This is a genomic window from Mesorhizobium sp. XAP4 (assembly GCF_029269325.1).
Lineage (GTDB): Bacteria > Pseudomonadota > Alphaproteobacteria > Rhizobiales > Rhizobiaceae > Mesorhizobium > Mesorhizobium ciceri.
The window spans coordinates 126,998-149,439 of the sequence record NZ_JARIXW010000001.1 but is presented as its reverse complement, the minus strand read 5'-3'; the positions used below and the strand labels follow the sequence as shown (position 1 = coordinate 149,439).

Annotated in this window: 18 protein-coding genes; 10 read left to right on the top strand and 8 right to left on the bottom strand. The window is 63.3% G+C overall.

Annotation, left to right across the window (positions count from 1 at the left end):
* Positions 1 to 15: 15 nt before the first annotated feature.
* Positions 16 to 957, bottom strand: coding sequence for a phosphoribosylaminoimidazolesuccinocarboxamide synthase (locus tag P3C39_RS00760; RefSeq protein WP_275952442.1), 942 nt, complete (start codon positions 955 to 957; stop codon positions 16 to 18).
* Positions 958 to 1,195: 238 nt separating this feature from the next.
* On the opposite strand from P3C39_RS00760, the gene P3C39_RS00755 reads away from it, so the two are divergent.
* Genes P3C39_RS00755 through P3C39_RS00745 form a run of 3 tightly spaced genes read left to right on the top strand, consistent with a single transcriptional unit; the run spans position 1,196 to position 4,934 of the window.
* A complete protein-coding gene (locus P3C39_RS00755) occupies positions 1,196 to 2,812 on the top strand; it encodes a GMC family oxidoreductase N-terminal domain-containing protein (protein WP_275952441.1) in 1,617 nt (538 codons plus the stop codon).
* Complete coding sequence (locus P3C39_RS00750; protein WP_224675170.1) at positions 2,809 to 4,020, top strand: mandelate racemase/muconate lactonizing enzyme family protein; 1,212 nt, start codon at positions 2,809 to 2,811, stop codon at positions 4,018 to 4,020. Before P3C39_RS00755 ends, P3C39_RS00750 begins: the two co-directional genes overlap by 4 nt.
* Positions 4,017 to 4,934, top strand: a complete 918-nt coding sequence (locus tag P3C39_RS00745; protein WP_275952440.1) for an NAD(P)-dependent oxidoreductase — start codon at positions 4,017 to 4,019, stop codon at positions 4,932 to 4,934. Before P3C39_RS00750 ends, P3C39_RS00745 begins: the two co-directional genes overlap by 4 nt.
* A 79-nt stretch (positions 4,935 to 5,013) precedes the next feature.
* Here P3C39_RS00745 and P3C39_RS00740 read toward each other — a convergent pair whose 3' ends face one another.
* Positions 5,014 to 5,952 carry a diacylglycerol kinase family protein gene (locus P3C39_RS00740; protein ID WP_275952439.1) on the bottom strand — a complete coding sequence of 313 codons (939 nt, stop codon included), beginning with the start codon at positions 5,950 to 5,952 and terminating at the stop codon, positions 5,014 to 5,016.
* Between the two features lie 860 nt (positions 5,953 to 6,812).
* Between P3C39_RS00740 and P3C39_RS00735 the strand changes: the two genes are divergently transcribed.
* The 3 genes from P3C39_RS00735 to P3C39_RS00725 all read left to right on the top strand — a co-directional run bounded on the left by P3C39_RS00735 (position 6,813) and on the right by P3C39_RS00725 (position 9,056).
* Positions 6,813 to 7,247 carry a DUF4383 domain-containing protein gene (locus P3C39_RS00735; RefSeq protein ID WP_013530043.1) on the top strand — a complete coding sequence of 145 codons (435 nt, stop codon included), beginning with the start codon at positions 6,813 to 6,815 and terminating at the stop codon, positions 7,245 to 7,247.
* A 6-nt stretch (positions 7,248 to 7,253) separates the two neighbouring features.
* Positions 7,254 to 8,384 (top strand): hypothetical protein, encoded by a 1,131-nt coding sequence (locus P3C39_RS00730; protein WP_275952438.1) that lies wholly within the window; start codon positions 7,254 to 7,256, stop codon positions 8,382 to 8,384.
* Between the two features lie 150 nt (positions 8,385 to 8,534).
* Complete coding sequence (locus tag P3C39_RS00725) at positions 8,535 to 9,056, top strand: hypothetical protein (RefSeq protein ID WP_127384774.1); 522 nt, start codon at positions 8,535 to 8,537, stop codon at positions 9,054 to 9,056.
* A gap of 33 nt (positions 9,057 to 9,089) precedes the next feature.
* Here P3C39_RS00725 and P3C39_RS00720 read toward each other — a convergent pair whose 3' ends face one another.
* The 4 genes from P3C39_RS00720 to P3C39_RS00705 form a co-directional block, all read right to left on the bottom strand.
* On the bottom strand, positions 9,090 to 9,620 hold the full coding sequence (locus tag P3C39_RS00720; protein WP_127384775.1) for a dihydrofolate reductase family protein: 531 nt from the start codon (positions 9,618 to 9,620) through the stop codon (positions 9,090 to 9,092).
* Positions 9,621 to 9,708: 88 nt separating this feature from the next.
* Positions 9,709 to 10,341, bottom strand: coding sequence for a hypothetical protein (locus P3C39_RS00715; RefSeq protein ID WP_127370028.1), 633 nt, complete (start codon positions 10,339 to 10,341; stop codon positions 9,709 to 9,711).
* 17 nt (positions 10,342 to 10,358) lie between these two features.
* Positions 10,359 to 11,981, bottom strand: coding sequence for an FAD-binding oxidoreductase (locus P3C39_RS00710; RefSeq protein ID WP_275952437.1), 1,623 nt, complete (start codon positions 11,979 to 11,981; stop codon positions 10,359 to 10,361).
* 187 nt (positions 11,982 to 12,168) lie between these two features.
* The gene (locus tag P3C39_RS00705; RefSeq protein ID WP_013530037.1) at positions 12,169 to 12,411 is read right to left on the bottom strand and encodes a DUF1344 domain-containing protein; all 243 of its coding nucleotides are present in this window, start codon (positions 12,409 to 12,411) and stop codon (positions 12,169 to 12,171) included.
* A 658-nt stretch (positions 12,412 to 13,069) separates the two neighbouring features.
* On the opposite strand from P3C39_RS00705, the gene P3C39_RS00700 reads away from it, so the two are divergent.
* Entirely contained in the window at positions 13,070 to 13,351 is a 282-nt protein-coding gene (locus tag P3C39_RS00700; protein ID WP_275952436.1) for a DUF2314 domain-containing protein, read from the top strand.
* Positions 13,352 to 13,364: 13 nt separating this feature from the next.
* On the opposite strand, the gene P3C39_RS00695 is transcribed toward P3C39_RS00700, so the two are convergent.
* Positions 13,365 to 14,315 (bottom strand): DUF3137 domain-containing protein, encoded by a 951-nt coding sequence (locus P3C39_RS00695; protein WP_164747158.1) that lies wholly within the window; start codon positions 14,313 to 14,315, stop codon positions 13,365 to 13,367.
* Positions 14,316 to 14,398: 83 nt separating this feature from the next.
* Complete coding sequence (locus P3C39_RS00690; RefSeq protein ID WP_063168830.1) at positions 14,399 to 15,454, bottom strand: CapA family protein; 1,056 nt, start codon at positions 15,452 to 15,454, stop codon at positions 14,399 to 14,401.
* A gap of 108 nt (positions 15,455 to 15,562) precedes the next feature.
* Here P3C39_RS00690 and P3C39_RS00685 point away from each other — a divergent pair, with 108 nt between their 5' ends.
* The 3 genes from P3C39_RS00685 (at position 15,563) to uvrB (ending at position 22,151) form a co-directional block, all read left to right on the top strand.
* A complete protein-coding gene (locus P3C39_RS00685; protein WP_127384777.1) occupies positions 15,563 to 16,828 on the top strand; it encodes a hypothetical protein in 1,266 nt (421 codons plus the stop codon).
* Positions 16,829 to 17,265: 437 nt separating this feature from the next.
* A complete protein-coding gene (locus tag P3C39_RS00680) occupies positions 17,266 to 18,888 on the top strand; it encodes a tlde1 domain-containing protein (protein ID WP_275952435.1) in 1,623 nt (540 codons plus the stop codon).
* 125 nt (positions 18,889 to 19,013) lie between these two features.
* Positions 19,014 to 22,151: an excinuclease ABC subunit UvrB gene (gene uvrB / locus P3C39_RS00675; protein WP_063168832.1), complete on the top strand. Its 3,138-nt coding sequence runs from the start codon at positions 19,014 to 19,016 to the stop codon at positions 22,149 to 22,151.
* The last annotated feature ends 291 nt before the right edge of the window (positions 22,152 to 22,442 follow it).

The window sequence follows — 22,442 nt, the reverse complement described above, 5'->3', positions numbered from 1 at the left end:
CCCGGCGAAGATCGATCAGAAATAGCGCCTGAGGTTCGTGCGAATGCGATCGAGCACGCTGTTCCCGGAAAGGTCCGGAGAGAACTCCTTGCCGGTGATCGCCTCATAGGCCTGCGCATAGACATGCGAGGCCTGTTCGACGATCTCGGCCGGTATCTCAGGTATCGGGTCGCTGTAGGGGTTGCAGCGCGCCGAGACCCACGACCGGACGAAATCCTTGTCAAAACTCTCCGGCCGGCTGCCGTCGGCGAGCGCCTGTTCGTAGCTCGATGCGATCCAGTACCGGCTGCTGTCCGGGGTGTGGATTTCATCGGCAAGAATGATGGTCCCGTTCCTGTCGGTGCCGAATTCGTACTTCGTGTCCGCCAGGATCAGGCCGCGCTCGGTGGCGCGCTGCTGGCCGCGGGCGAACAGCCGCAAAGCGTAGCCGGACACGGTGTCCCACTGCGCCTGCGTGAGAAGACCCTGTTCGAGGATCTCGGCTTTCGACAGCGGCTCGTCATGGCCGCCATGCGCGGCCTTGCTGGTCGGCGTGATGATCGGCTCGGCCAGCTTTTCATTGTCGCGCAGACCGTCCGGCAGGCGGATACCGTACATGTCGCGGTCGCCGCGCTTGTAGCGCGTCAGGATCGAGGTGCTGGTGGTTCCCGCCAGATAGCCGCGCACGACGATCTCGACCGGCAGGATGTCGAGCCTCGTGCCGACGACGACGTTCGGGTCGGGGTATTCGAGAACATGGTTCGGACAGATATCGGCGGTTTCCTCGAACCAGTAGCGCGCCGTCTGGGTCAGTATCTCTCCCTTGTAGGGGATCGAGGTCAGGATGATGTCGAAGGCACTGAGCCGGTCGGTGGCGATGATGATGCGCCGGCCATCCGCCAGATCGTAGTTTTCGCGGACCTTGCCGCTGTAGTGGCCCGGCAGTTCGGGAATGAACGCGTCAGGGAGGGTCCGCATATGATTTCCTGCCTTCCGCAGAGTGGCCAGAGCATAATTCCGAAAAGTTATGCGCCAAGATAGTGCCATCGCATAGGCTGTCGGGACGATAGTTATCAAGCGCGATTGTCGGGAATCCCCGCAAACCTGATCGGTTCGACGGTCGCTTTTTTCACAACTGATGCCGGATGGCGCGGCGACTTCGGAATGCCGTCGCGTCTAGGCTGCAGCCAATTTTTCGGAGCCTCCCATTTCCATCATGCAGACCTATGATTTCATCATCGTCGGCTCCGGCTCGGCCGGCTCGGTCCTGGCTGAAAAACTGTCGGCCTCGGGGCGCTTCTCGGTGCTGGTGCTGGAGGCCGGCGGCAGCGACCGCCGCTTCTACGTGCAGATGCCGCTCGGCTACGGCAAGACCTTCTTCGATCCCGGCGTCAACTGGAACTACAAGGCCGAGCCAGACCCGGGGCTCGCCGGCAATGCCGACCACTGGCCGCGCGGCAAGCTGCTCGGCGGTTCGAGCTCGATCAACGCCATGGTCTGGATCAGGGGCGCGCGCGAGGATTTCGATGCCTGGGCCGCCGCCGGCAATCCCGGCTGGGGCTATGACGATCTGCTGCCCGCCTTCAAGGCGCTCGAGGACAACCAGGCCGGCGCGGACCAATGGCGCGGCGTCGGCGGCCCGCTGCATGTCACAGACTGTTCGGGCGCCGTCCACCCGCTGACCAAACGCTATCTCGCCGCCGGCCAGCAGGCCGGCCTGCCCCTCAACCCGGATTTCAACGGCGCTGCCCAGGAAGGCGTCGGCGTCTACCAGATCTCGACCCGCAACGGCCGCCGCATGTCGGCGGCGCGCGCTTTCCTGCGCCCGGCGATGAAGCGCGCCAACGTCCGCGTCGAGATGAAGGCGCTGGCGACCAGGGTGCTGTTCGAGGGCAGGCGCGCCGTCGGTGTCGAATACCAGCAGAACGGCGAGACGAAGTCGGCGCGTGCCGGTCGCGAAGTCATCCTGTCGGGCGGCTCGGTCAACTCGCCGCAATTGCTGCAGCTGTCCGGCGTCGGGCCTTCCGCGCTGCTGAAAGGCCTGGGCACCCGGATGGTCCACGCCAACGAGAATGTCGGCGCGCATCTGCAGGATCATGTCGGCATCAACTACACCTTCAAGGGCAAGCTGCCGACGCTCAACCAGACGCTGCGTCCCTGGTGGGGCAAGCTGCTGGTCGGCATGCAATATATCCTGACCCGTTCGGGCCCGCTGTCGCTGTCGATGAACAATGCCGGTGGCTTCTTCCGCACCGACCCGGCGGCGACGCGGCCCAACATGCAGCTCTATTTCCAGGCGTTCTCGACCGTCATTCCCAAAAGCGGCGAGCGCCCGATCCTGACGCCGGACCCATGGCCGGGCTTTTCCATCGGCCTGTCCAACTGCCGCCCGTCGAGCCGTGGCGAGATCATGATCCGCTCGGCCAACCCGCGCGAGTACCCCAGGATAACGGCCAATGCCTACTCCACCAATGCCGATGTCGAGGAGATGCTGGCGGCGGTGAAATTCGTCCGCAAGATCGCCTCGATGCCTGCCATGGCCGAGATCATCGAGGAAGAGGTTTTGCCAGGCCCGTCAATCACTTCCGATGCAGACCTGATTCAGGATTTCAGGAAGCGCTCGGGCACCGTCTATCATCCGGTCTCGACCTGCCGCATGGGGCCCGATCCGGCGCGCGCCGTCGTCGACCCGCGTCTCAAGGTGCACGGCATCGACGGCCTGCGCGTCATCGACGCCTCCATCTTCCCCGACAACATCACCGGCAACACCAACGCCGCCTCGATCATGACCGGTTGGAAGGGCGCCGAACTGGTTCTGGAGGACCAAAAATGAAGATCACCGACGTCAAGACCTGGGTTGTCGACAATCCGCCGCCCGGCATCGGCGGCAAGTATTTCATCTTCGTCAAGTTGACCACCGATGGCGGCGTGGTCGGCTATGGCGAGGCCTACAACGCCACCTTCTCCGCCCATGTTACCGCCCGGATGGTCGAGGACATGGCCGAGCGCTATCTCGTCGGCCGCGATCCGCACGACATCGAGAACTTCTTCCGCCGCGCCTATTCGTCCGGCTTCACCCAGCGGCCCGACGTGTCAGGCATGGGCTGCTTCTCGGCGCTGGAAATGGCCTGCTGGGACATCATCGGCAAGGAGGCCGACAAGCCGGTCTACAAACTGCTCGGCGGCCAGGTGCACGAAACGCTGCGTTCCTACACCTATCTTTATCCGCACACCGGCAGCGTCCACTCCGAGGATGCGCACGGCAAGAACGTCTACAACGACCCCGATCTCGCCGCCGCCTGCGCGCTCGAATATGTCGAACAGGGGTTCAACGCCGTCAAACTGGACCCGGCCGGCCCCTACACCGCCTTCGACGGCCACCAGCCGCGTCTTGTCGATATCGACCTGTCCACCCGCATGATCAAGGCGATCCGCGAGGCGGTCGGCACCCGCGCCGACATCCTGTTTGGCACGCACGGCCAGTTCACAGCGTCCGGCGCGCTGCGCATGGCGCGCGCCATCGAACCCTATGATCCCTTGTGGTTCGAGGAGCCGGTGCCGCCTGACATGCCCGAAGTCATGGCGCAAGTGGCCCGCGCGACCTCGATCCCGATCGCCACCGGCGAACGGCTGACCACCAAGTTCGAGTTCGCCCGCGTCATCGAGAACCGCGCCGCGACCATCCTGCAGCCGGACCTTGGCCGCTCCGGCGGCATTCTCGAAACCAAGAAGATCGCGGCGATGGCCGAGGCCTACCACATCCAGGTCGCCCCTCACTGCTATTGCGGGCCGATCGTCGGTGCGGCCAACATCCAGCTGGCGGTGACACTGCCCAACTTCCTCATCCTGGAATCGCTGAAGCAGTGGGACGGTTTCCATGCCACGCTCTTGAAGAAGAAGATCGAGTGGCAGGACGGCAATGTCATCCCCTCGAGGGAGCCCGGCCTCGGCGTCGAATTGAACGAAGCGGTCTGCGACGCGCATCCCTATACGGGCAAGGACCTGCATCTGCAGATGATGCAGACCCCGCTGATGCCGTGAGCGAGAGCTACGCCTTCATCGGCCTTGGCCATCTCGGCGGCAACCTTGCCGCCAGCCTGATCCGCAACGGCTTTGCCGTCACCGTCTTCGACCGCGATCCCGCCGCCGTCGAGCGCCTGGTGGCGCTCGGCGCCACTGCCGCGAGCAGCCCGGCCGAGGCCGCCGCCCGGGCCGGCAATGCCATCACGTGCCTGCCTTCGCCCAAGGTCAGCGAAGCGGTGCTGGCCGGACCCGGCGGATTGCTGGAGGGCCTTCCCAAGGGCGGTACCTGGATCGAGATGTCGACCAACGGCCGCGACGAGATTCTTCGCCTTGCGGCCCTCGCCTCGGCCAGGGGCGTCGAGACGCTGGAATGCCCGGTCACCGGTGGCGTGCATCTGGCGGCGGCTGGCAAGATCACCGCGCTGGTCGGCGGCGATCCAGCGCTCTACGAACGTCATCGGCCGGCCATCGAGGCGATGTGCGCAAAGTCGTTCCTGATGGGTCCGGTCGGCTCGGCGGCGGTGATCAAGGTGATCACCAACATGCTCGCCTTCATCCATCTCGTCGCCGCCGGCGAGGCGCTGATGCTGGCGAAACAGGGCGGGCTCGACCTCGCCCAGTCCTACCATGCCATCTCAGCCTCCTCCGGCAACAGCTTCGTCCACGAGACCGAAAGCCAGCTCATTCTCAACGGCTCCTACGACATCGGCTTCACCATGGACCTGGCGCTGAAGGACCTCGGCTTCGCGCTGGCGATGGGCAGGGAATTCAGACTGCCGCTCCAACTGGCGCCGCTTGTGAGTGAGATTTTCCAGATGGGCAAACAGGAATATGGCGGCAGCGCCTGGTCCACCCAGATCGTCAAATTGCTCGAGGATGCCGTCGATACCGACCTGCGCGCGCCCGGTTTTCCGGCCAAGCTGGAACTCTGACATCAGCCAGTTATCAAGCGATTTCAGGACGTTGGATTGATGGGCGGATTCATCTGAATCAATCTGTCAACGGCTTGATTCAGTCTCTGAGCGTCAATGCACCCGGCAGGATCTCGAAGGTCGCGGGTATGCGTCCCGGCGACTCGCCGTCTATATCGACCAGCGCGCCATTCTCTGACGCATCGCCGAGCGGCTCGACCACCACTTTCCTGCCGCGCAGGATGGTGATCGCCGGATGGTTGCGGTGCCGGCCGCCATAGAGCAGCCGGATGTCCCAGATCAGCTTCAGCTTGCCGGCGGCGCGCAGGATGACGATGTCGAACTGCCCGTCGGTGATTTCGGCATCCGGCGCGATCATCATGCCGCCGCCGAAGAACTTTCCATTGGCGACCGCCACCAGCGCCATGCGCGCTTCGACGGGTGCGCCGTCGTCGACCGTGATCCTGACGTCCTGAAAACGGTAGCGGATGAACTCCACCACGGTGCGCCACAGGAACAGTGCCTTGGCCGACATCCTGCCCTTGCGCTTGTCGGCATTGACGGCGCGGTCGGTGGCGCCGGACAGGCCGAGACTGGCGATGTTGATGAAGTGCCGGCTGGCCAGCGCGCCGTGATCGTCGATGTAGCCGATGCGCCCGGCATCGACCTTGCGACCCTTGGCTTCGGCCAACCGCTTCAGCACGGCATCCACCTCTTTCGGCAGGCCGAGCCCGCGCGCGAAATCGATGCCGGTGCCGCACGGCAACAGGCCAAGTTCAGTGATCCGGCCGCTCTCCTGGGCCGCCTGCAGAAGCCCGTCGGCCACTTCGCTGGCGGTGCCGTCACCGCCGGCCGCAATCACCAGATCGAAGCCAATCATTGCGAGATCGATTGCCAGCCTTTCGGCATCGCCTTCGGCCTGCGTTTCGCGCAGCTCGAATTCGCCGAAATGCTTTTTCAGCGACACGGCAACATCAGGCCAATGCCGTTTCAGCCGGCCGCCACCGGCAATCGGGTTGAGAACCACTCCGACTTTCAAAATACCCGCCCTCCCCGGCGCCGGACATGCAGGTCCGATCCTTTGCCGGCATTGAAGCCCGCGACCACCGGCGGAGCAAGGGGCGCTGTCGGCTCGTACGCAAAAAAGCGGGCGGGCTGTCTAAAGCAGCCGGCGCTCGAATTCCCCGGTTTGTGGCTAACGATCCCCGGTAATCCCGCTATCCACAGGGCAGCGGCCATTCCCCAGGACCCTTACTCGGCGTACATTAAACCCATCTCAGGCGGCTACCGATCATCAAGCCGAAAGGCGAAGTGAAAGGCGGATTTCCTGAGGCCCGTACGGCCCGAAGCGAGAGCAGGCTTGCCTGTTTCGAGGGACGGAGCCGAGACCTACGGGGCCGCGGAAAGCGTGCCAACGCCGACGGCGGACCGATGCTGCCATGAAGGACGGCAAAAACCTTCGATGGTGCGCAGGGCAAAGCTCGCAAGGGTGGAGACCGGCGTGGTCCCGAACGGACGCTGCTCTCGGGCGGCGGACTGGCAGGACCGTCAAAATCAAGGCCGGCAAGGCGCGACGACTTTACGGAAGTTGCTGCCGCGACCGTGTCCTGATCTGACAGGGAGGCGCTGGGAGAAATCCCGGCGCCGACTGTCTTTTTGGCCCCCCGATGCCCTTTGGCGGCGATCTTTGCGAGCGCCGCTTCTCCACGCGCTAAAATCGGTTAGTATCGCCTGGTCAGAGCCCGTTTGAAAACGCGCTCTGCCGAGTCGGATGACGTGGTTTTCGAGAACCGAAGCGCAGCGGACCTTTGGGTCCGTGAGCATCGGAAGCGCAGAAAACCGCGTCAGGCGGCCGGCAGAGTAGCGTTTACAAATGGGCTCGTAGAAGGGGGATACTTCATGACGCTCGTCCAGAAGCTTGCCGTTGCCTATGCCTTCCTGTTCTTCGGCGTCGTCGCCATCGGCTACATACCGGCCTTCAACGATGCCGACGGCAATCTGTTCGGCCTGTTCTCGCTGCAATGGTACGATGATCTGCTGCACGCCTTCTCCGGCGTCTGGGCGCTGGCCGCCGCCTTCATCTCGCACCGCCAGGCAGTGTTCTATTTCAAGCTGTTCGGCTCGGTCTACCTTTTCGACGGCGTGCTCGGGCTGGTCACCGGTTCCGGCTGCCTCGATGCCGGTATCTTCATCAACGGCTTCCGCTCCCTCAACGATATCGAATTCCCGGCCCGCTTCTTCGCCAACCTGCCGCACATCGTCATTGGCGGCTTCGCCGTCTATGTCGGCTTCCGGCTGGCCAGGCGCGTACACGACCACTTCGCCACGGCCTGACCAGGCATGTTCCTGTTCCGCTGGCTGAAGCGCATCATCAAGACGATCCTCTGGCTGATCGTCGTCGTCATCCTCATCCCGATCGCCGGGCTGAGCTACGGCTTCCTGACGACGTCGTCGCTCGACAAGACGCCGCTGCCCGGCATTGCCGACGGCGCCCCGCCCAAGGCGCTGGCCGACAAGGTCCGCGCCGAGATTCCGGGTTACCAGCGGCCGGAGGAATCGACCTTCCTCACCTATCCGGAATGGGCGATCGTCTACGCCGCACGCGAATATGCCGGCTTCGTCGACAAGGACCAGCCGAGCGGCTTCCCCTACTGGTCCTATATCGGCCGCTTCTGGCAGGACTACGCCATGGTGATCCGCGCCAGCGCTTCCTACAAGTTCAACTACGCCAACCACCAGATGCTGGTCATCATCGGCACCAGCCACTCGATCGAGCATATATTGCAGTGGGCCTATGAGAACACGGTCGGCCGCATCACCGAGGCGACGACGGCCAAGCGCACTGCCGCCGACATTTATCAGGCCAAGGTCGCGGCGGACTATGCCGCGTTTCTCGACCAGGTGCCCTGGTATCAGTTCCCGTATGCCGACAAGCGTGCCGGCCTGTTTGCCGTGCAGCCGGCGCCGGGCGACAGCTCGATCCGCACCAGCGAACGCAAGCTGGCGTTCGGCCTCGCCGACACCATCAAGCAGGGCTATGCCGACCTGATAAAAAAGGCCCTCGCTGCCACGATGGACCCCGCCTTGCTCGACATCCATGTCTGGGCCAAGGGACCCGTCGGCGAAGCCACGCGCAACGAGCCCGACACCTTGCTCGAACGCGACATGGGCGCTGACGGCACGATCTTCGTCACCAGGCGCTATCAGGTCTTCACCGAAATGATCCCGCGGCTGATCGACAAGGGCGTGTCCTTCGTCGAGTTCGGCGGCAATGACGAGATTATGGTCACCGTGCTCTCCACCGATACGATCGCCGTTCCCGAAGGCATGCGCATCCTGTTCAGCTATCCGCTGCCGGCCGATCAATCCACGCGCCGCACCGGCATGGTCGTCGCCGTGCGTAAGCTGCATCTCGTGCTGCCGGCGCTGATCAAGTCCGGCGCCAGGCTCGAACACGTCTACGATTACTGAGGCCTTTCGGTCACGCCCGGCCAAGATTAGGCATTTCCTGGCCTCCGCCACGCCCATTCCACAATCGCGGCCAAATCCCGCCTTGTTCGCGCGCGAAGGAATGGGAAGAAATGGAAGGGCTGCCGGGGGGCATCTCGAAGGGACAAGACCGTGATCAAGACCGCCCTTGTCGCCATGACCATTGTCGGCTGCGACTGCGACGCCAAGCTTTGCGAATATATCGGCGAGACGCCGGCCAAATGGTCGACCGTCGCCGAGTGCGAAGCCGCGATGAAGAGCCAGATGCTGCACGAGCGCAATTTCAACTATCCGCTCGTCTCCGGCATTTGCCGCACGAAGGGTTCGTCGTCCTCCTCGCAACTGGCCGCGACCGCATCCCGCCCGGAACTGAAGCCCGCCAGCCGCGTCGTCAGAACCGAAAGCCCGCTGCCGCCGGAACTCAGCCACCGGCCGAGCGTCTCGGTCGGTTCGCCGACGACCGCCATGGAAGCCGACGCCGCCCGGCCCGTTGCCTATGAACAGGTGGTCGATGGCGGAACCGGTGTGCTCTATCGCACCAAGAGCGGCTACGCCGTGGTCAAGACCGATCTCGGCCGCGCCGCCTTGGCAACCGCCGACGCCGCGAAGCGCTCTGTGAACTGGCTGGCTGGCCTGATGCCGAAGGGGCTGTAGGCCCGCTGGCGTCTCGGTTCGACGACCGCGTGATCAGGCAGGCACATAGGTCAACCTGATCACGTCGTCGCCAATCAAATCGCTGGCCACAAAGCGAAGCGGCGGCCGGGGGCCGGCGAAGAATGGCTTGCCATGACCAAGCACGAACGGATGGAGGTAGAGTTGGTACGCATCGACAAGACCAAGGTCGGTCAGGCTTCGCGCCAGGCCTGGTCCAGAAACTGAAATCTCCCCGACGAGCTCAGCCTTAAGCCCGCGTATCACCGCCTCGACGTCATCCGCGACAAGTGTTGCGTTAGGGCCGGCCGACTTCAGAGAGCGCGACACAACCCACTTCGGTTGGCTCCGCCACGCCGCCGCGAATTCATGCGCCTCCGCGCTCCACTCAGCATGGTCTTCGTCCCAATAGCGCATGACCTCGTACATGCCGCGACCGTACACACTGCCGCTCAGATTGCGCACTTGCTCTATCCAGTGACGAAAGATCGTCGGGCCCGACGGCATTTTCTGGTGGTCGACATAGCCGTCGAGTGACTGGTTCATTCTGAAAATGAGCTTCGCCATGCTGCAGGATCTCCAACCCAGGGTCTTCAGAATAACTTGAGCCGCCGTTACGCAAAACCCCAGCCGAAATCCAAACTGAGACACGATCCTAGTCCGGCCTGAACCTGACTTTCAGGCTCTGCCAGAACTTGTCGACAAGCGGCTTTTCGGTCGCTGCATCCTCGCCGGCAATGCGGGTGATGAACAGCAGCCCCCGATCGGCCAGGCCGAAGCCGACGATCTCGAAATCGGCGGTGTCGGTGCGTGTCTTCACCTCGGCCCGGATCCCGGTCAATTCCTTGCCGTCGGCGAGTTTGCGCGTGGTCGGCCCCTGCGTCAGCTTGGCGCCGGCCTGCACCGATTCCCTGGTCATCTCCTGCAGCATCAATTGGTTGAGCGACACCGGATTCATGGCGCCATACTCCTGCACGACGACAATCGTGCCCAGCGCCGAGGCCATCAGATACTGCGTGATGTCATCGCCGAGATCGGTCTTGGTCACCGAAATGCCGCTGGGGTGGACGAAGGAAAAATCGCTGCCGGAAAAGGTAGCGAAGTCGTTGCGCGCGAGCGTCACCTTGCTCTGCTTGCCGCCGGGCAGCGTCACATCGGCGCTCTCGCCGGGATCGATATCGACCGTCACGCCGTCGATGGTCAGCTTGAAGGCCTTGAGATCCTCGCCTCCGGCCGGTCCGGCGCACAGCGCGATGAGGGTGAGTGCCGCCGCCGATACCATCCGCATGGCTGTTCTCCTGCTTCTTACGACACCCCGCTCAGCGCCTTGATGGCACGGTAGAAGGTCGAGGAAAACAGTTCCGTTGGGTCATACTGCCGCTTCGCCGCCAGGAAGGCCGGCAGTTCGGGATAGGAGCCCAGCAATTCCCTGGCCGTATAATGCAGCTGGTAAGGCAGGAAGAAGCGCCCGCCATGCTTGATCGTCACGTCGATCAGCGCCCGCGTCAGCGCCCGCATCCTGGCATTGCCGTCGGCATCGGTCGGCTGGTTGACGTAGAGCACCAGCGAATAGGCCGGCTCCGGCGCGTAGGTCAGCGCCACATCCTCCCTGTGGACGATGCGCACCGAAGCATTGAGCACCGGCAGCGTCTGGTTGCGCAGGATCTCGCGCGCTTCCGCGATGAATTCGACATAGGCGGCACGCGGAATAAAATATTCGTGCAGGATGTCGGTCTCTTCCATCTGATCGTTGAACAGATAGGGCACCGAATCGTGCATCGGGTTGTTGCGGGTGACGAGACAGGCCTCGCCCTCGGCCATGGCCGAGGTGCGCGCCACCGTGCAGCTTTCGAATTTCGGCTCCAGTGTCTTTTCGGTGAACCACTTCAATTCCTGGAACAGGCTGCCCCATTTCGCCAGGTTGATGATCACCCGCTTCAACCCGACCGATCCCGGTTCGCCGATCTCGGGCTGATCGGCCGGCGGCCGCTCGGCCACCTTGTCGTAACGGTAGACGATCATGTCCTCGAGGAAATTGCCGGGCGCCGTCGACAGATGGCCGTAGAACAGGCCGATATCCTTGTTCGGCTCCAGCACCTTGGCGAAGAATTCCGGAAAATCGTCCGATTTGATGATTTCGCGCGAGGTGCGGTAGACGGCGTTGTCGACGATATCGAGCGTCGCCTCCAGCACCACGCCGAACAGGCCGTAACCGCCGACGACGTGGCGGAACAGGTCGGTGTTCTCGATGGGCGAGCAGGTCGTCACCGAACCGTCGGCCAGCATCACCCGCATCGAGCGGATCGAGCCCGCCACCGAACCCGCCTGGTGGTCCATGCCATGCGCATTGACCGACAGCGAACCGCCGACCGAGAAGATGTCGGTCGACTGCATCGCCTTCACCGCGAAGTGCGGATGCAGAAGGTTCTGGATGTCGTGCCAGCGCGCGCCCGGCTGCAAGGTCATGGTCTTGGCCGCCGCATCGACGGTGACCCTGTTGAACTTTCTGAGGTCGAGCACCAGCGCGTTGTCGTCGAAGGCATGCCCGCCCATGGAATGGCGGATGGCGGCCAGCGATATTTTCAGCCCATTGGCACGCGCGAAGGCCAGGGCCTTGGCGATGTGCTCGTCCCCGCTGACCTCGACCACGCCGTAGACCGGCGTCATCGACAGGCCGCTGGCATCGTTGATGTCACCACCCTTTGCCGACCAGGGCAGTGACGCATCGAAGGCCGGCGCATTGTCCAGCGGCTTCAGAGGCAGCGCGAAGCCGTCTATATCGGCTATCCGTCCTGCGTTCTTCGGCCCCGAAGGTCCGCGTGCCAGCCGCGCCACCGTGTTGCCGCCCCACAGCACCGCGCCGCCGACGACGGCCGCACCCAGCAGCAATCGCCGCGACAGGCGAAACCCTTTTTGCTCGTCGGCCATGACTATCCCCCGCTGGCCAAGGGATAGCGCGGCTCTTTGGCAAAAACCATAGCGGCGCCGCCGGGACGGCGTTTTGCCTGGCGTCGAGGGTGGAGGGCACGAAATGGCCGGTCCCCTGAGGACCGGCCAGAATGGAACAGGGCCTGAAATTGCGTCAGCAGGCTTGCCGACGAACGACGCTGACGCCTTACGAGGCCTTCTTGATCGACGTCACGATGCCGGTCTTGTCATCGACGGTCACCGCCACCTTGGCGCCGACCTTCAGTTTCCCGATCGTCGCTTCGGGCGACAGCTGGTAGATCTTGCCGTCGTCGAGGGTGATCGACTTGGTCGTCGGATCGACGGCCTGAATGGTGCCCTGAACGGTCGCGGCATAAGCGGTGCCGAGGAAGGCGAGCAGAGCAGCGGTGGTTGCGAGGGTCTTCTTCATTGGTAAGCACTCCGTGCTGTTTCACTTTTCCGGACCGCCGCCTTGGGAAACGACAGCACCGGACGGCCTGAAACTGGACGGAAAGCGCACCCTCCGCAAATCACATTGGGTGAATTTTCGCAAACAATATCATAGGCTTAATTCCGACACATTATCTGCGACCTAGATCATTTCAGGCCGCTTCGGCTCCCCCAATGAACGCACTTCTGTCCGCGAAAAGAGTCACTTGGCCGATTGTGACGGGCGGCTTTCGATCACCACGCAGCCGCCGCAATCCATCTCGGGCGGCATCACGAAACAGAGCGCTGACCGATCGTCGATACACATTTTGTTTCGCGGATCAGTTCAAAAACCGCCACGCCAACGCTGATCAAACTCGCGCTACGGTTGCAAACCGACGTCGAATGCGGGATGGTGTCGACCGTTGACATGAAGGGGGGCCTTCCATGAAGCTTGCAGTCCGGACTGCGATGTCCCTGATGCTGGCGCTTGCTCCAGGATTGGCCGGCGCACAAGCCACGGATCCGGGCGACGACTAAACAATTATCTTCACTCCCGGCGACCCAGAGATGGCAGCGGCGACGCGCAGGCGCTCGCCAGCCTGGACGACTTCCTGGCACTGTCCGAGGCGCCTCCCGCCGACACAGAGAGGTTCAAATTGAAGGTCAAGGTACGGGACGGCAACGTCACCGAACACTTCTGGGTCATACCGTTCCGCCGCACCGAAACCGGATTTGTCGGCATATTGGCAAACCAGCCGGAGGAAGTGCACAACGTCGTCCTCGGCCAGAACATAGAATTCACCAGGGACGATATTTCCGACTGGGGATACACACGCGGCGGACGTCAGGTCGGCAGCTTCACCGTGTGCGTCATGTTCAACAAAATGTCGAAAGAAGAGGCGGACTACATGCGTGACAAATACGGCTTCGAGTGCTGAAAGCGCAGCCCGATCAACCCGCTTCGTCCTTCGCGCCGATCTTGCGCACAAGTGCCGCCGTCGCCAGCATCGCGCCCATGTCCGATATCATCGGCGCGACATGCCTGCTGTAGTCGAGCGGCACCGAAATATCCGGCAGCTCGAAGAAGTTCTTCGTCTGCGGCAACAGTAGGAAACCATCGCTGCCGTTGAGCGCGACGCGGGCTGGGTCGTCCGGCCAGGTTTCGCCAAGCCATTTCAGCGCCTGCGCCAGCCGGCCGCTCACCAATGGCTGTGCCGCCCCGAGATTGTCGGTGCGGAACTCGTAGGCGGCATCGAGCAAAGCATCGCCGCTGGACAGCTCTTGCAGCTTGCTGGCAAATATGCCGCGAAAGAAGCTGATCACCGCGTTGGTCCGCCGCGTCGCCACCAATATGCCGGGAAACGGCGCGATGGTCTCGAAAGCGACGATGACGCCCTGGAAGGCGGTCGAGGAGCCCTTGCCCGACCCTTCCCGCAGATGCGCCTCGTACAGTTCGAACGGAAACCCCTCATAGCGGCCCGCCACGATGTCGTCGAACGCCTGCCGGTTGAACGGACCAACCGCCGTGCGCGGCAACCGGTCGAAGGAATTCGGCGTCACGCCATGCTGGTAGCGCATGTCGGCGATGAAGCCGAATATGATCGGCAGCAGCGTCTCGCGGAACGATTGCTGCAGCCGCGTCGCCGGTTTCCTGGCCTGGAAATAGAGCAGGATCGAAGCCGCGAAGCCGATCACATAGAGAAATACATGCGGCGTCGAGACCCATTGCTCGTTGGGGTCGGCGACCTTGTTGAACAGCCAGGCGACCAGCACCACGGCCACCAGCACCAGCCCCACGAACACCGGCACCCGCCAGCGCACCTGCCGGACCGCCGAAGCCCTCGCCGCTTCATAGGCCTCGATGTCTTTTCGGATGCCGGCGATGACCGTTTCGCTCGGCATGAAATCCGCTGATTCCACCGCTACCCCCGCAATCCTGCCTCTGCGGGAGCATGATAGTTGGTTTTGCAAGGGCCGCCAGATGGTTAAGCGGGAACGCCTTCATCGGTTGGTGGAGAAGGGAAGACCGCTTTCAGTCGCTCCGCGACCCTGTCACGCATTCGGCCCTCCAAAGCCTCCATCAACACCAGCCGCTCGTGGTCGCCAGCGCGCAGGCGCATGAAGGGATGCATCCGGTAAGACGCGATCCTGCCGCGCGTACCGGCATCGGCACTGACATCGACAACGAGGATAGAGCCGATGCGGCCCGGCCATGGCTGCCGGGCAAAGGCGGTACCGAGGAAATCGCCGAGCCCATAGGCGACGATCGTCCCGTCAATCTTTTCCACCGGCTGCACGACATGGGCATGATGGCCCGCGATCAGCCCGGCGCCCTGCCCGGCCAGCCGCCTGGCCAGCGCTCGCGTCCCGTCGCGCGGAAAATGTCGGAACTCCCAGTCCCAATGCGGCACGGCGCAGAGAAGGTCCAAGCCAGCGGGTGGCCAGCTCGCCGGATCGCTGTCCATCGAAACGCGCCCGGCAAACAGTTTTTCATCGGCGTTCCGCCACAGCGTGAAGGCGGCGAAGCCGATATCAAGCGATCCAACCTGAATCGGTACAACCGGACCGTCGGCCAGGCCGATCGTGCGGATGCCGAGCCGCAGCAACGCCGCGATTGTCTCGTCGAAACCGGCGATGCCCTGATCCAGCACATGGTTGTTGGCCAGCGACAGCACGAGTTTTTCGCGCGCAACACCAACCGCCGTCAGCGCCTCGGCCAGGAACGGCTCGCTCATCGCATGATGCGTGCCGAGCCTTGTGCCCAGCACCGCGCTTGGCCTGTCCACAACAGGGCTTTCGCAATTGCCGATCACCAGATCGGCAGCGCCGAGCAGCGCCTTGATCGCCGGATCGCAATCCGGCGCGCTGCGGTTGGCCACCGCCGAGATGTCGCCGACAAAGGCAAGCCGCACCGCTTGCTTCGGCGGTGGATCCATCAGCGTCCCGGCCATCGGCGCAAAGTCTTGAGCGTCGCCGGCCAGTGACGGCTTCAGGAAACGCGGCAGCCAGGACAGCTTGTAGGAAAACGGATAATTCGACACGCGATGCCCAATTGTTTGCCCTGTGTAGACCGTCCGCCGGGCGGGTTGAAGCGCGGCGCTGCAAATGGTGTATGTTTGCACTGCGCGACAAAACATTGGGGGGAAAAGATGACACGACTGGCAGGCCTGCTGACATCCGCTTTCATTCTGCTCCTGCCGCTGTCTTCCGCGTCGGCGGCAATGCCAGAAGCGGCAACCACATTGTTTGAGGCGAAGACCGTGGCCGCGCGCGACACCGCTCTCTCGACGCTGGAGGCTGCCGCGCCAAAAGACCCGGCATCCGCCTATGCGGCCGGGGCGGGCGAGTTCTTTACCGCACTGGAGATCCTGGCCACCGGCCTGCACCGTCATGGTTTCGAAAGCCCGCAATCCTTCATGCTGCCGCTGATGCGGTTGCCGGTGCCCGACAATCCCAATCCCGAGCCGCTCACTTACGAGCAGTTCCGCGCCATCCTGGTCGGCTTCCGTGACCGGCTGGAGAAATCCGCAGCCACGTTTGCCTCGGTGCCGCCCGATGCCGATATCGGCATGGTCATCGATCTCACCCATGCCGGCATCGACCTCAACGAGGACGGCACCATCGCGCCGGACGAGAGCATGGCGGCGATCATCGCCTCACTCTCGCGCGGCGGTATCTCGTCGGACGCCGCCGCCCCCACGCTCACCTTCCGCTTCGACCGCGCCGACGGCTACTGGCTGCAGGGCTATGCCGAGTTCCTGATGGCGCAGGCCGATTTCTGGCTTGCGCATGATTTCAGGAGCACCTTCGACGGCTCGTTTCACATGCTGTTCCCGCGCGCCAAATTGCCGCTGCAGGATATTCTGGTGCCGCCGGCCGGCGATATGGGCTCGAGCATCTTCTCCTCGGAATGGCGCATCGCCGATTTCATCTCGATGGTGCATCTCGTCAACTGGCCGGTGATCGAACCGGAGCGCCGGCAAGCAGCGCGCCGCCACCTGCTGGAAATGATCCGGCTGTCGCGCGAGGACTGGAAGGCGATCCGCGCCGAGACCGACAATGACCGCGAATGGCTGCCTGGACCGCAGCAGAAGGGCGAGAACCCGCTCACCGGCCTCGAAGTCGGCGAGGAGCAGGTCCAGGCCTGGCTCGCCGCCTTGACCATGGCCGAGGATCTCCTGGAAGGCCGCAAGCTGCTGCCGCATTTCCGCGTCACCGCCAGTACTGGGCTTGGCATCAACATGAAGCGCTTCTTCGACGAGCCAAAAAACTTCGATCTCGTGCTGTCGATCACCGGCCCGGCCATCGCGCCCTACCTCGAAAGCGGCGAGCTCGCGACCAGCGACGATTTCGACCAGATCCAGCGCCAGTTCGGCGGCGGCGGGTTTTTGACGTTTGCGCTTTGGTTCAACTGAGGGTGGGCCGTTTGAGGCCGCCTTCCCGCGAGAAATCTAGCATGGCAGGCAACGGTTTTACCGGAAACACGCGCGCCTTTTGTAGGCAGGTCTGCCGGCAGTCGGTTCGCTGCATACACCGCGCGGAGGCGCTGCGTAAAAATTAGCAGTGGCTGTTTTGCTTGACTCGGCCGCCAAAAACAGGCAGCAAAACCAGGTCGGAAGGGCGACAACACCACTTTCCTGGCCGTGGACGAAGGCTGATTTGGCCAAAATCCACATCTCGTCGTTGGTTTTGAGAGGAATTGATTAACCAACTTTGTCCATATTTTGAAGCAATCGGCAACCAACTACAGACGCGGCAAACGCGTCGGGGACCACCTGGGATCACTCACAGAATGGTCGTCGCGGCTCTCAAGGCCACGTACGGGGAAACCGATTGAAGCGAGATTGGTTGCATGGCGTTGTTGAGTACACACAAAAAAAACCGGGGACAGCGTGAGGGCGGCGAGTTCGTCGATGCTCCACGTTCCCCTTCCTTCAACGCTGGCCGGGTGGCCCGCTGGGTCGCGCTGCCTTGCGTCAGCACCGCCATCGGCCTTTGGTTGATCGGCACCATGGCTGGCCTCAGTTCCGTCGGCGCCTCTCTATCGGCAACTTCGGTTGGCCTGCCCCAGACACTGTCGACACCGGGATCGCTCGCACTTGCCGATCCGCTGAAACAGCACTTTTTGAAAGCACCCTTCGTGCTGGCCAACGCCAATGGCGGCACTCAGGCCCTGCATGATCATTCGGTGCAGTGCGGCGCCAGCTGTTTCAAGCTGGCCAGGGTAAGCGCTGGGGCGGAAAAATCCGGACGCCTTGTAGCGCAGGCAAAGCCGATGCCCGCCGCCGTGAAGTCGAAAGCGCAGGAGCGCTTCGAACGCATGGAAGCGTCGCTTTCGCCGATGAAGCTGGCCGCTGCCTTTGCCGACGCCGGAAAGCCTGCCGCCAATGCCAACACCCGCCCGGTGATCTCCACAGTCGCACCGCGAATTGCCGAGGCGTCGTTGGTGCCCTCCGTCCAGCTCACAGCCAGCCTGTCCGATAACATGCCAGTTCCGGCGGCCGAACGTTTCGCCCGGCTGGATACCGACTCGGTGGTCGTTCAGACCGCACCGCCTCCGATGGGCTTTGCCCAATCCGGTACGCCGGACAATTCGCAGTTGGCGCTTGCTCTGGTGCAGTCCCTGCCGGCCGATGACGAGGCGTTCGCCTCACCACTGCCGATCGAGGAATCGTCAGCCGATGTCGTGGTTTCACCCGTCGAAACCCAGCAGGATCAACCCGGCGATGCCGCCTCCCTGCCGGACGCTCTGACCGACGACGTGCCGTTGCCGACCCGGCGTCCGCAATTCGACGCGCCGCAGCCCAAAGTGGTCCAGCAGGAGCCTAAGTCCGTCCAGCAGCCTAAGTCCGTCCAGCAGCCGAAATCCGTTCAGCAGCCGAAGCCGGCACGCGAGACGGTCCAGCAGGCCCAGCCGGCAAAACCGACGCGGCAAGGCCGGCCGGCCGATGGCGGCGATGTGCTGGCCTATGCCAAGCCCGACACCCCGTCGGGCGGCCTTGGCAAGGCGTTCAGGAACCTCTTCAACTCGCCAGCCGCCAGGAGCGGAGCCGGCAATGGCGTCGCCGTGTACGACATCAGCAGCGCGACCGTCTACATGCCTGACGGCTCGAGGCTCGAGGCGCATTCAGGCATCGGCGCCATGGCGGACCAGCCGCGTTATGCCGACCAGAAGAATCGCGGACCGACGCCGCCCAACACCTACAATCTGTCGATGCGCGAGTCGCGCTTCCACGGAGTGGAGGCCTTGCGCCTGACACCGGTCGATGGCCGCAACAAATACAATCGCAACGGCCTGCTGGCCCATACCTACCTGCTCCGGGGCCGCTACGCCCAGTCGAGCGGCTGCGTCGCCTTCAAGGACTATGCGCGCTTCCTCGCCGCTTTCAAGAAGGGCAAAATCAAACGCCTCGTCGTGGTGCCGCGCCTGAACGGGTCGGCGACGCAGGTCGCATCAGCCGCCAGGGGCGTGTAACGACAAGAGGCTTTCGGGCGCCTTCCCGCTGCTCCTGACAGCCTGCTGTCAGGAGCAGCGCTGTCCGGCACGCCTCTCCCCACCGCGCTCTTTCCATTTTGGCCAGGAAATCCCATATTCGGGACATGGCCAAATCTCCCGATCAGAAAACGCCGCCGACGGCGAACGACGACCGCGCCGCGCCGAAGCGGCGCAGCCCGCTGACCGATTTCCTCGACGCCTCCGAGCCGCTGCACAAAGGCGGCTTCGCCGAGATGCCGCAGCCGGAGCTCTCTGGCACGCCGCTGACCGGTTCGATCGCGGATTGGGCCGAGCAGATCGAGCAGGAAGCCGAAAACGAAGGACGTCTTGTCGCCAAGGGTGACGGCGGCAAATCGCCGAAGCCGTCGAAGAAGATACCCGAGCGCTCAAGCTCGCCGGGGCGCAGTTCGCGCGGCACCTCGATGGGTGGCGCGGCGTCAGCCAGGGAGCGCACGGCAGCCGGCCTCAATCCGGTCGCCGGCCTCGACATCTCGCTGGAGGACGCGGAGACCATGGCCTCGGGCAGCGTCACCGCGACGGTGGCGGCACTGTCGGCGCTGATCGAATCCGGCAATCCGCTGCACAAGGACGGCGTGCTGTGGACGCCGCACCGCCCTGCCCGCCCCGAAAAATCCGAAGGCGGCATCGCCATCAAGATGGTGTCGGAGTTCGAGCCGGCCGGCGACCAGCCGACCGCGATCAAGGATCTGGTCGAAGGCGTCGATAACCACGACCGCACCCAGGTGCTGCTCGGCGTCACCGGCTCAGGAAAAACCTTCACCATGGCCAAGGTGATCGAGGAGACGCAGCGCCCTGCCTTGATCTTGGCGCCGAACAAGACGCTTGCCGCGCAGCTCTATTCCGAGTTCAAGAAATTCTTCCCGGAAAACGCCGTCGAGTATTTCGTCTCCTACTACGATTATTACCAGCCGGAAGCCTACGTCCCGCGCACCGACACTTTCATCGAGAAGGAATCCTCGATCAACGAGCAGATCGACCGCATGCGCCACTCGGCGACGCGTTCGCTGCTTGAGCGCGACGACGTCATCATCGTCGCCTCTGTGTCCTGCATCTACGGTATCGGCTCGGTCGAAACCTATACGGCGATGACCTTCCAGATGCAGATCGGCGACCGGCTCGACCAGCGCGCGCTGCTCGCCGATCTCGTCGCCCAGCAGTACAAGCGGCAGGACATCAACTTTGTCCGCGGCTCGTTCCGCGTGCGCGGCGACACCATCGAAATCTTCCCGGCCCACCTGGAAGACCGCGCCTGGCGCATCTCGATGTTCGGCGACGAGATCGAGCAGATCACCGAATTCGACCCGCTGACCGGCCAGAAGACCGGCGAGCTGAAAAGCGTCAAGATCTACGCCAATTCGCACTATGTGACGCCGCGCCCGACGCTGAACCAGGCGATCAAGTCGATCAAGGAAGAGCTCAAGCACCGGCTTGTCGAACTGGAGCGGGCCGGCCGCCTGCTTGAGGCACAGCGGCTGGAACAGCGCTGCCGCTTCGACCTCGAAATGCTGGAAGCCACCGGCTCGTGCGCCGGCATCGAGAATTATTCGCGCTATCTCACCGGCCGCCAGCCGGGCGATCCGCCGCCGACGCTGTTTGAGTACATTCCCGACAACGCACTGGTCTTCATCGACGAAAGCCATGTCACCGTGCCGCAGATCGGCGGCATGTATCGCGGCGACTTTCGCCGCAAGGCGACGCTGGCCGAATACGGCTTCCGTCTGCCGTCCTGCATGGACAACCGGCCGCTGCGCTTCGAGGAATGGGATGCCATGCGTCCGCTTTCGGTCGCGGTCTCGGCGACCCCTGGCGCCTGGGAGATGGAACAGGCCGGCGGCGTCTTCGCCGAGCAGGTCATCCGTCCGACCGGCCTGATCGATCCGCCGGTCGAGGTCCGCCCGGCCAAGAGCCAGGTCGACGATGTCGTCGGCGAGATTCGCGATACCACCAAGGCCGGCTACCGCACCTTGGTCACCGTGCTGACCAAGCGCATGGCCGAGGATTTGACCGAGTATCTGCATGAACAGGGCATCCGCGTCCGCTACATGCACTCCGACATCGATACGCTGGAGCGCATCGAGATCCTGCGCGATCTGCGCCTCGGCGCCTTCGACGTGCTGGTCGGGATCAATCTTCTGCGCGAAGGCCTCGACATTCCCGAATGCGGCTTCGTCGCCATTCTCGACGCCGACAAGGAAGGTTTCCTGCGATCGGAAACCTCGCTGATCCAGACCATCGGGCGCGCCGCCAGAAACGTCGACGGCAAGGTCATCCTCTATGCCGACCAGGTGACCGGCTCGATGGAACGGGCGATGGCCGAAACCAACCGTCGCCGCGAAAAGCAGATGGAGTGGAACGCGGCCAACGGCATCACACCGGAATCGGTCAAGTCGCGCATCTCCGACATTCTCGATTCGGTCTACGAGAAGGACCACGTCCGCGCCGATATCTCGCAGTTCACCGACGGTGCCGGCGCCATGATGGGCAACAACCTCAAGGCCCATCTCGACGCGATGGAAAAGCAGATGCGCGATGCCGCGGCCAATCTCGACTTCGAGAAGGCGGCCCGCATCCGCGACGAAATCAAGCGCCTGCGTGAGATGGAACTGTCCATCTCCGAAGACCCGCTGGCCAAATACGCCGACATGGAAAGCCCGGCCTCCGGCCGCGAAAAGGGCAAGCACAACAAGGGCGTGGCCAAACATCGTACAGCAGAGGAACAGGAGCGTTTTCGCAAGCTCGACGCAGCGCGTGCCGCCGAAGAGGCAGCCAAGGCTGCCCGGCCCAACCTCTTCCGCAAGCCTGATCTCGACGAGATGGGCGCCGATGGCACTGTGCCGGTGAAAAAGCCGCTGTTTTCGAAACCCTCGATCGACGACATGGGTCCAGGTACCGACATGCCGACGCCGGCCGGCGCGGTGTCGCGCTCGCTGTTCAAGAAACAGTCGGCATCCGAGGCACATGGTTCCGATTTCGGCATTCCCGGGGACGCCACAAAGCCGCTGTTCAAGAAGAACTCGCTGGACGAGATGACGGTGCGGCGGACGGAAAAACCGATCGAAGGAAAAGTGCCGGCCAAGCCGCAGCCAATCTCCCCCCTCGTGGGGGACGAATCCGCCAAGCCAGTTGTTCGCCAGCGAACAGGCATTGGCTCCTACGAAGACCCCGCCGACGCCCGTCGGGAAAAGCGCCGGCCGGGCAAGACGGGTAGGCCGGGAAAGTAGCGCCTTCCCCTTCTCCCAGAAGGGGAAGGGAAGCGCTCCGCCGCCGCCGCATTCCGCCGACCCACTTGCCACCAGCCCCGCCTTTGGTGTAATCGCTCCCCACACTCGAACGTCTTGAAAGGAGGGCTCACGTGTTTACGTTTCATCGTCACCATCGTCAGCGTGGCCCGATTTCTGCCCTGCGAGCTTGCTTGCAGGGCTGACCAGGGACGGTCCGGGTTTTTCCCGCTTCGATTTTTTGGTCTGCCCTTCGTGGTGCGTAATGCCGAGCCTGATGGCCGGAAAGCGCAC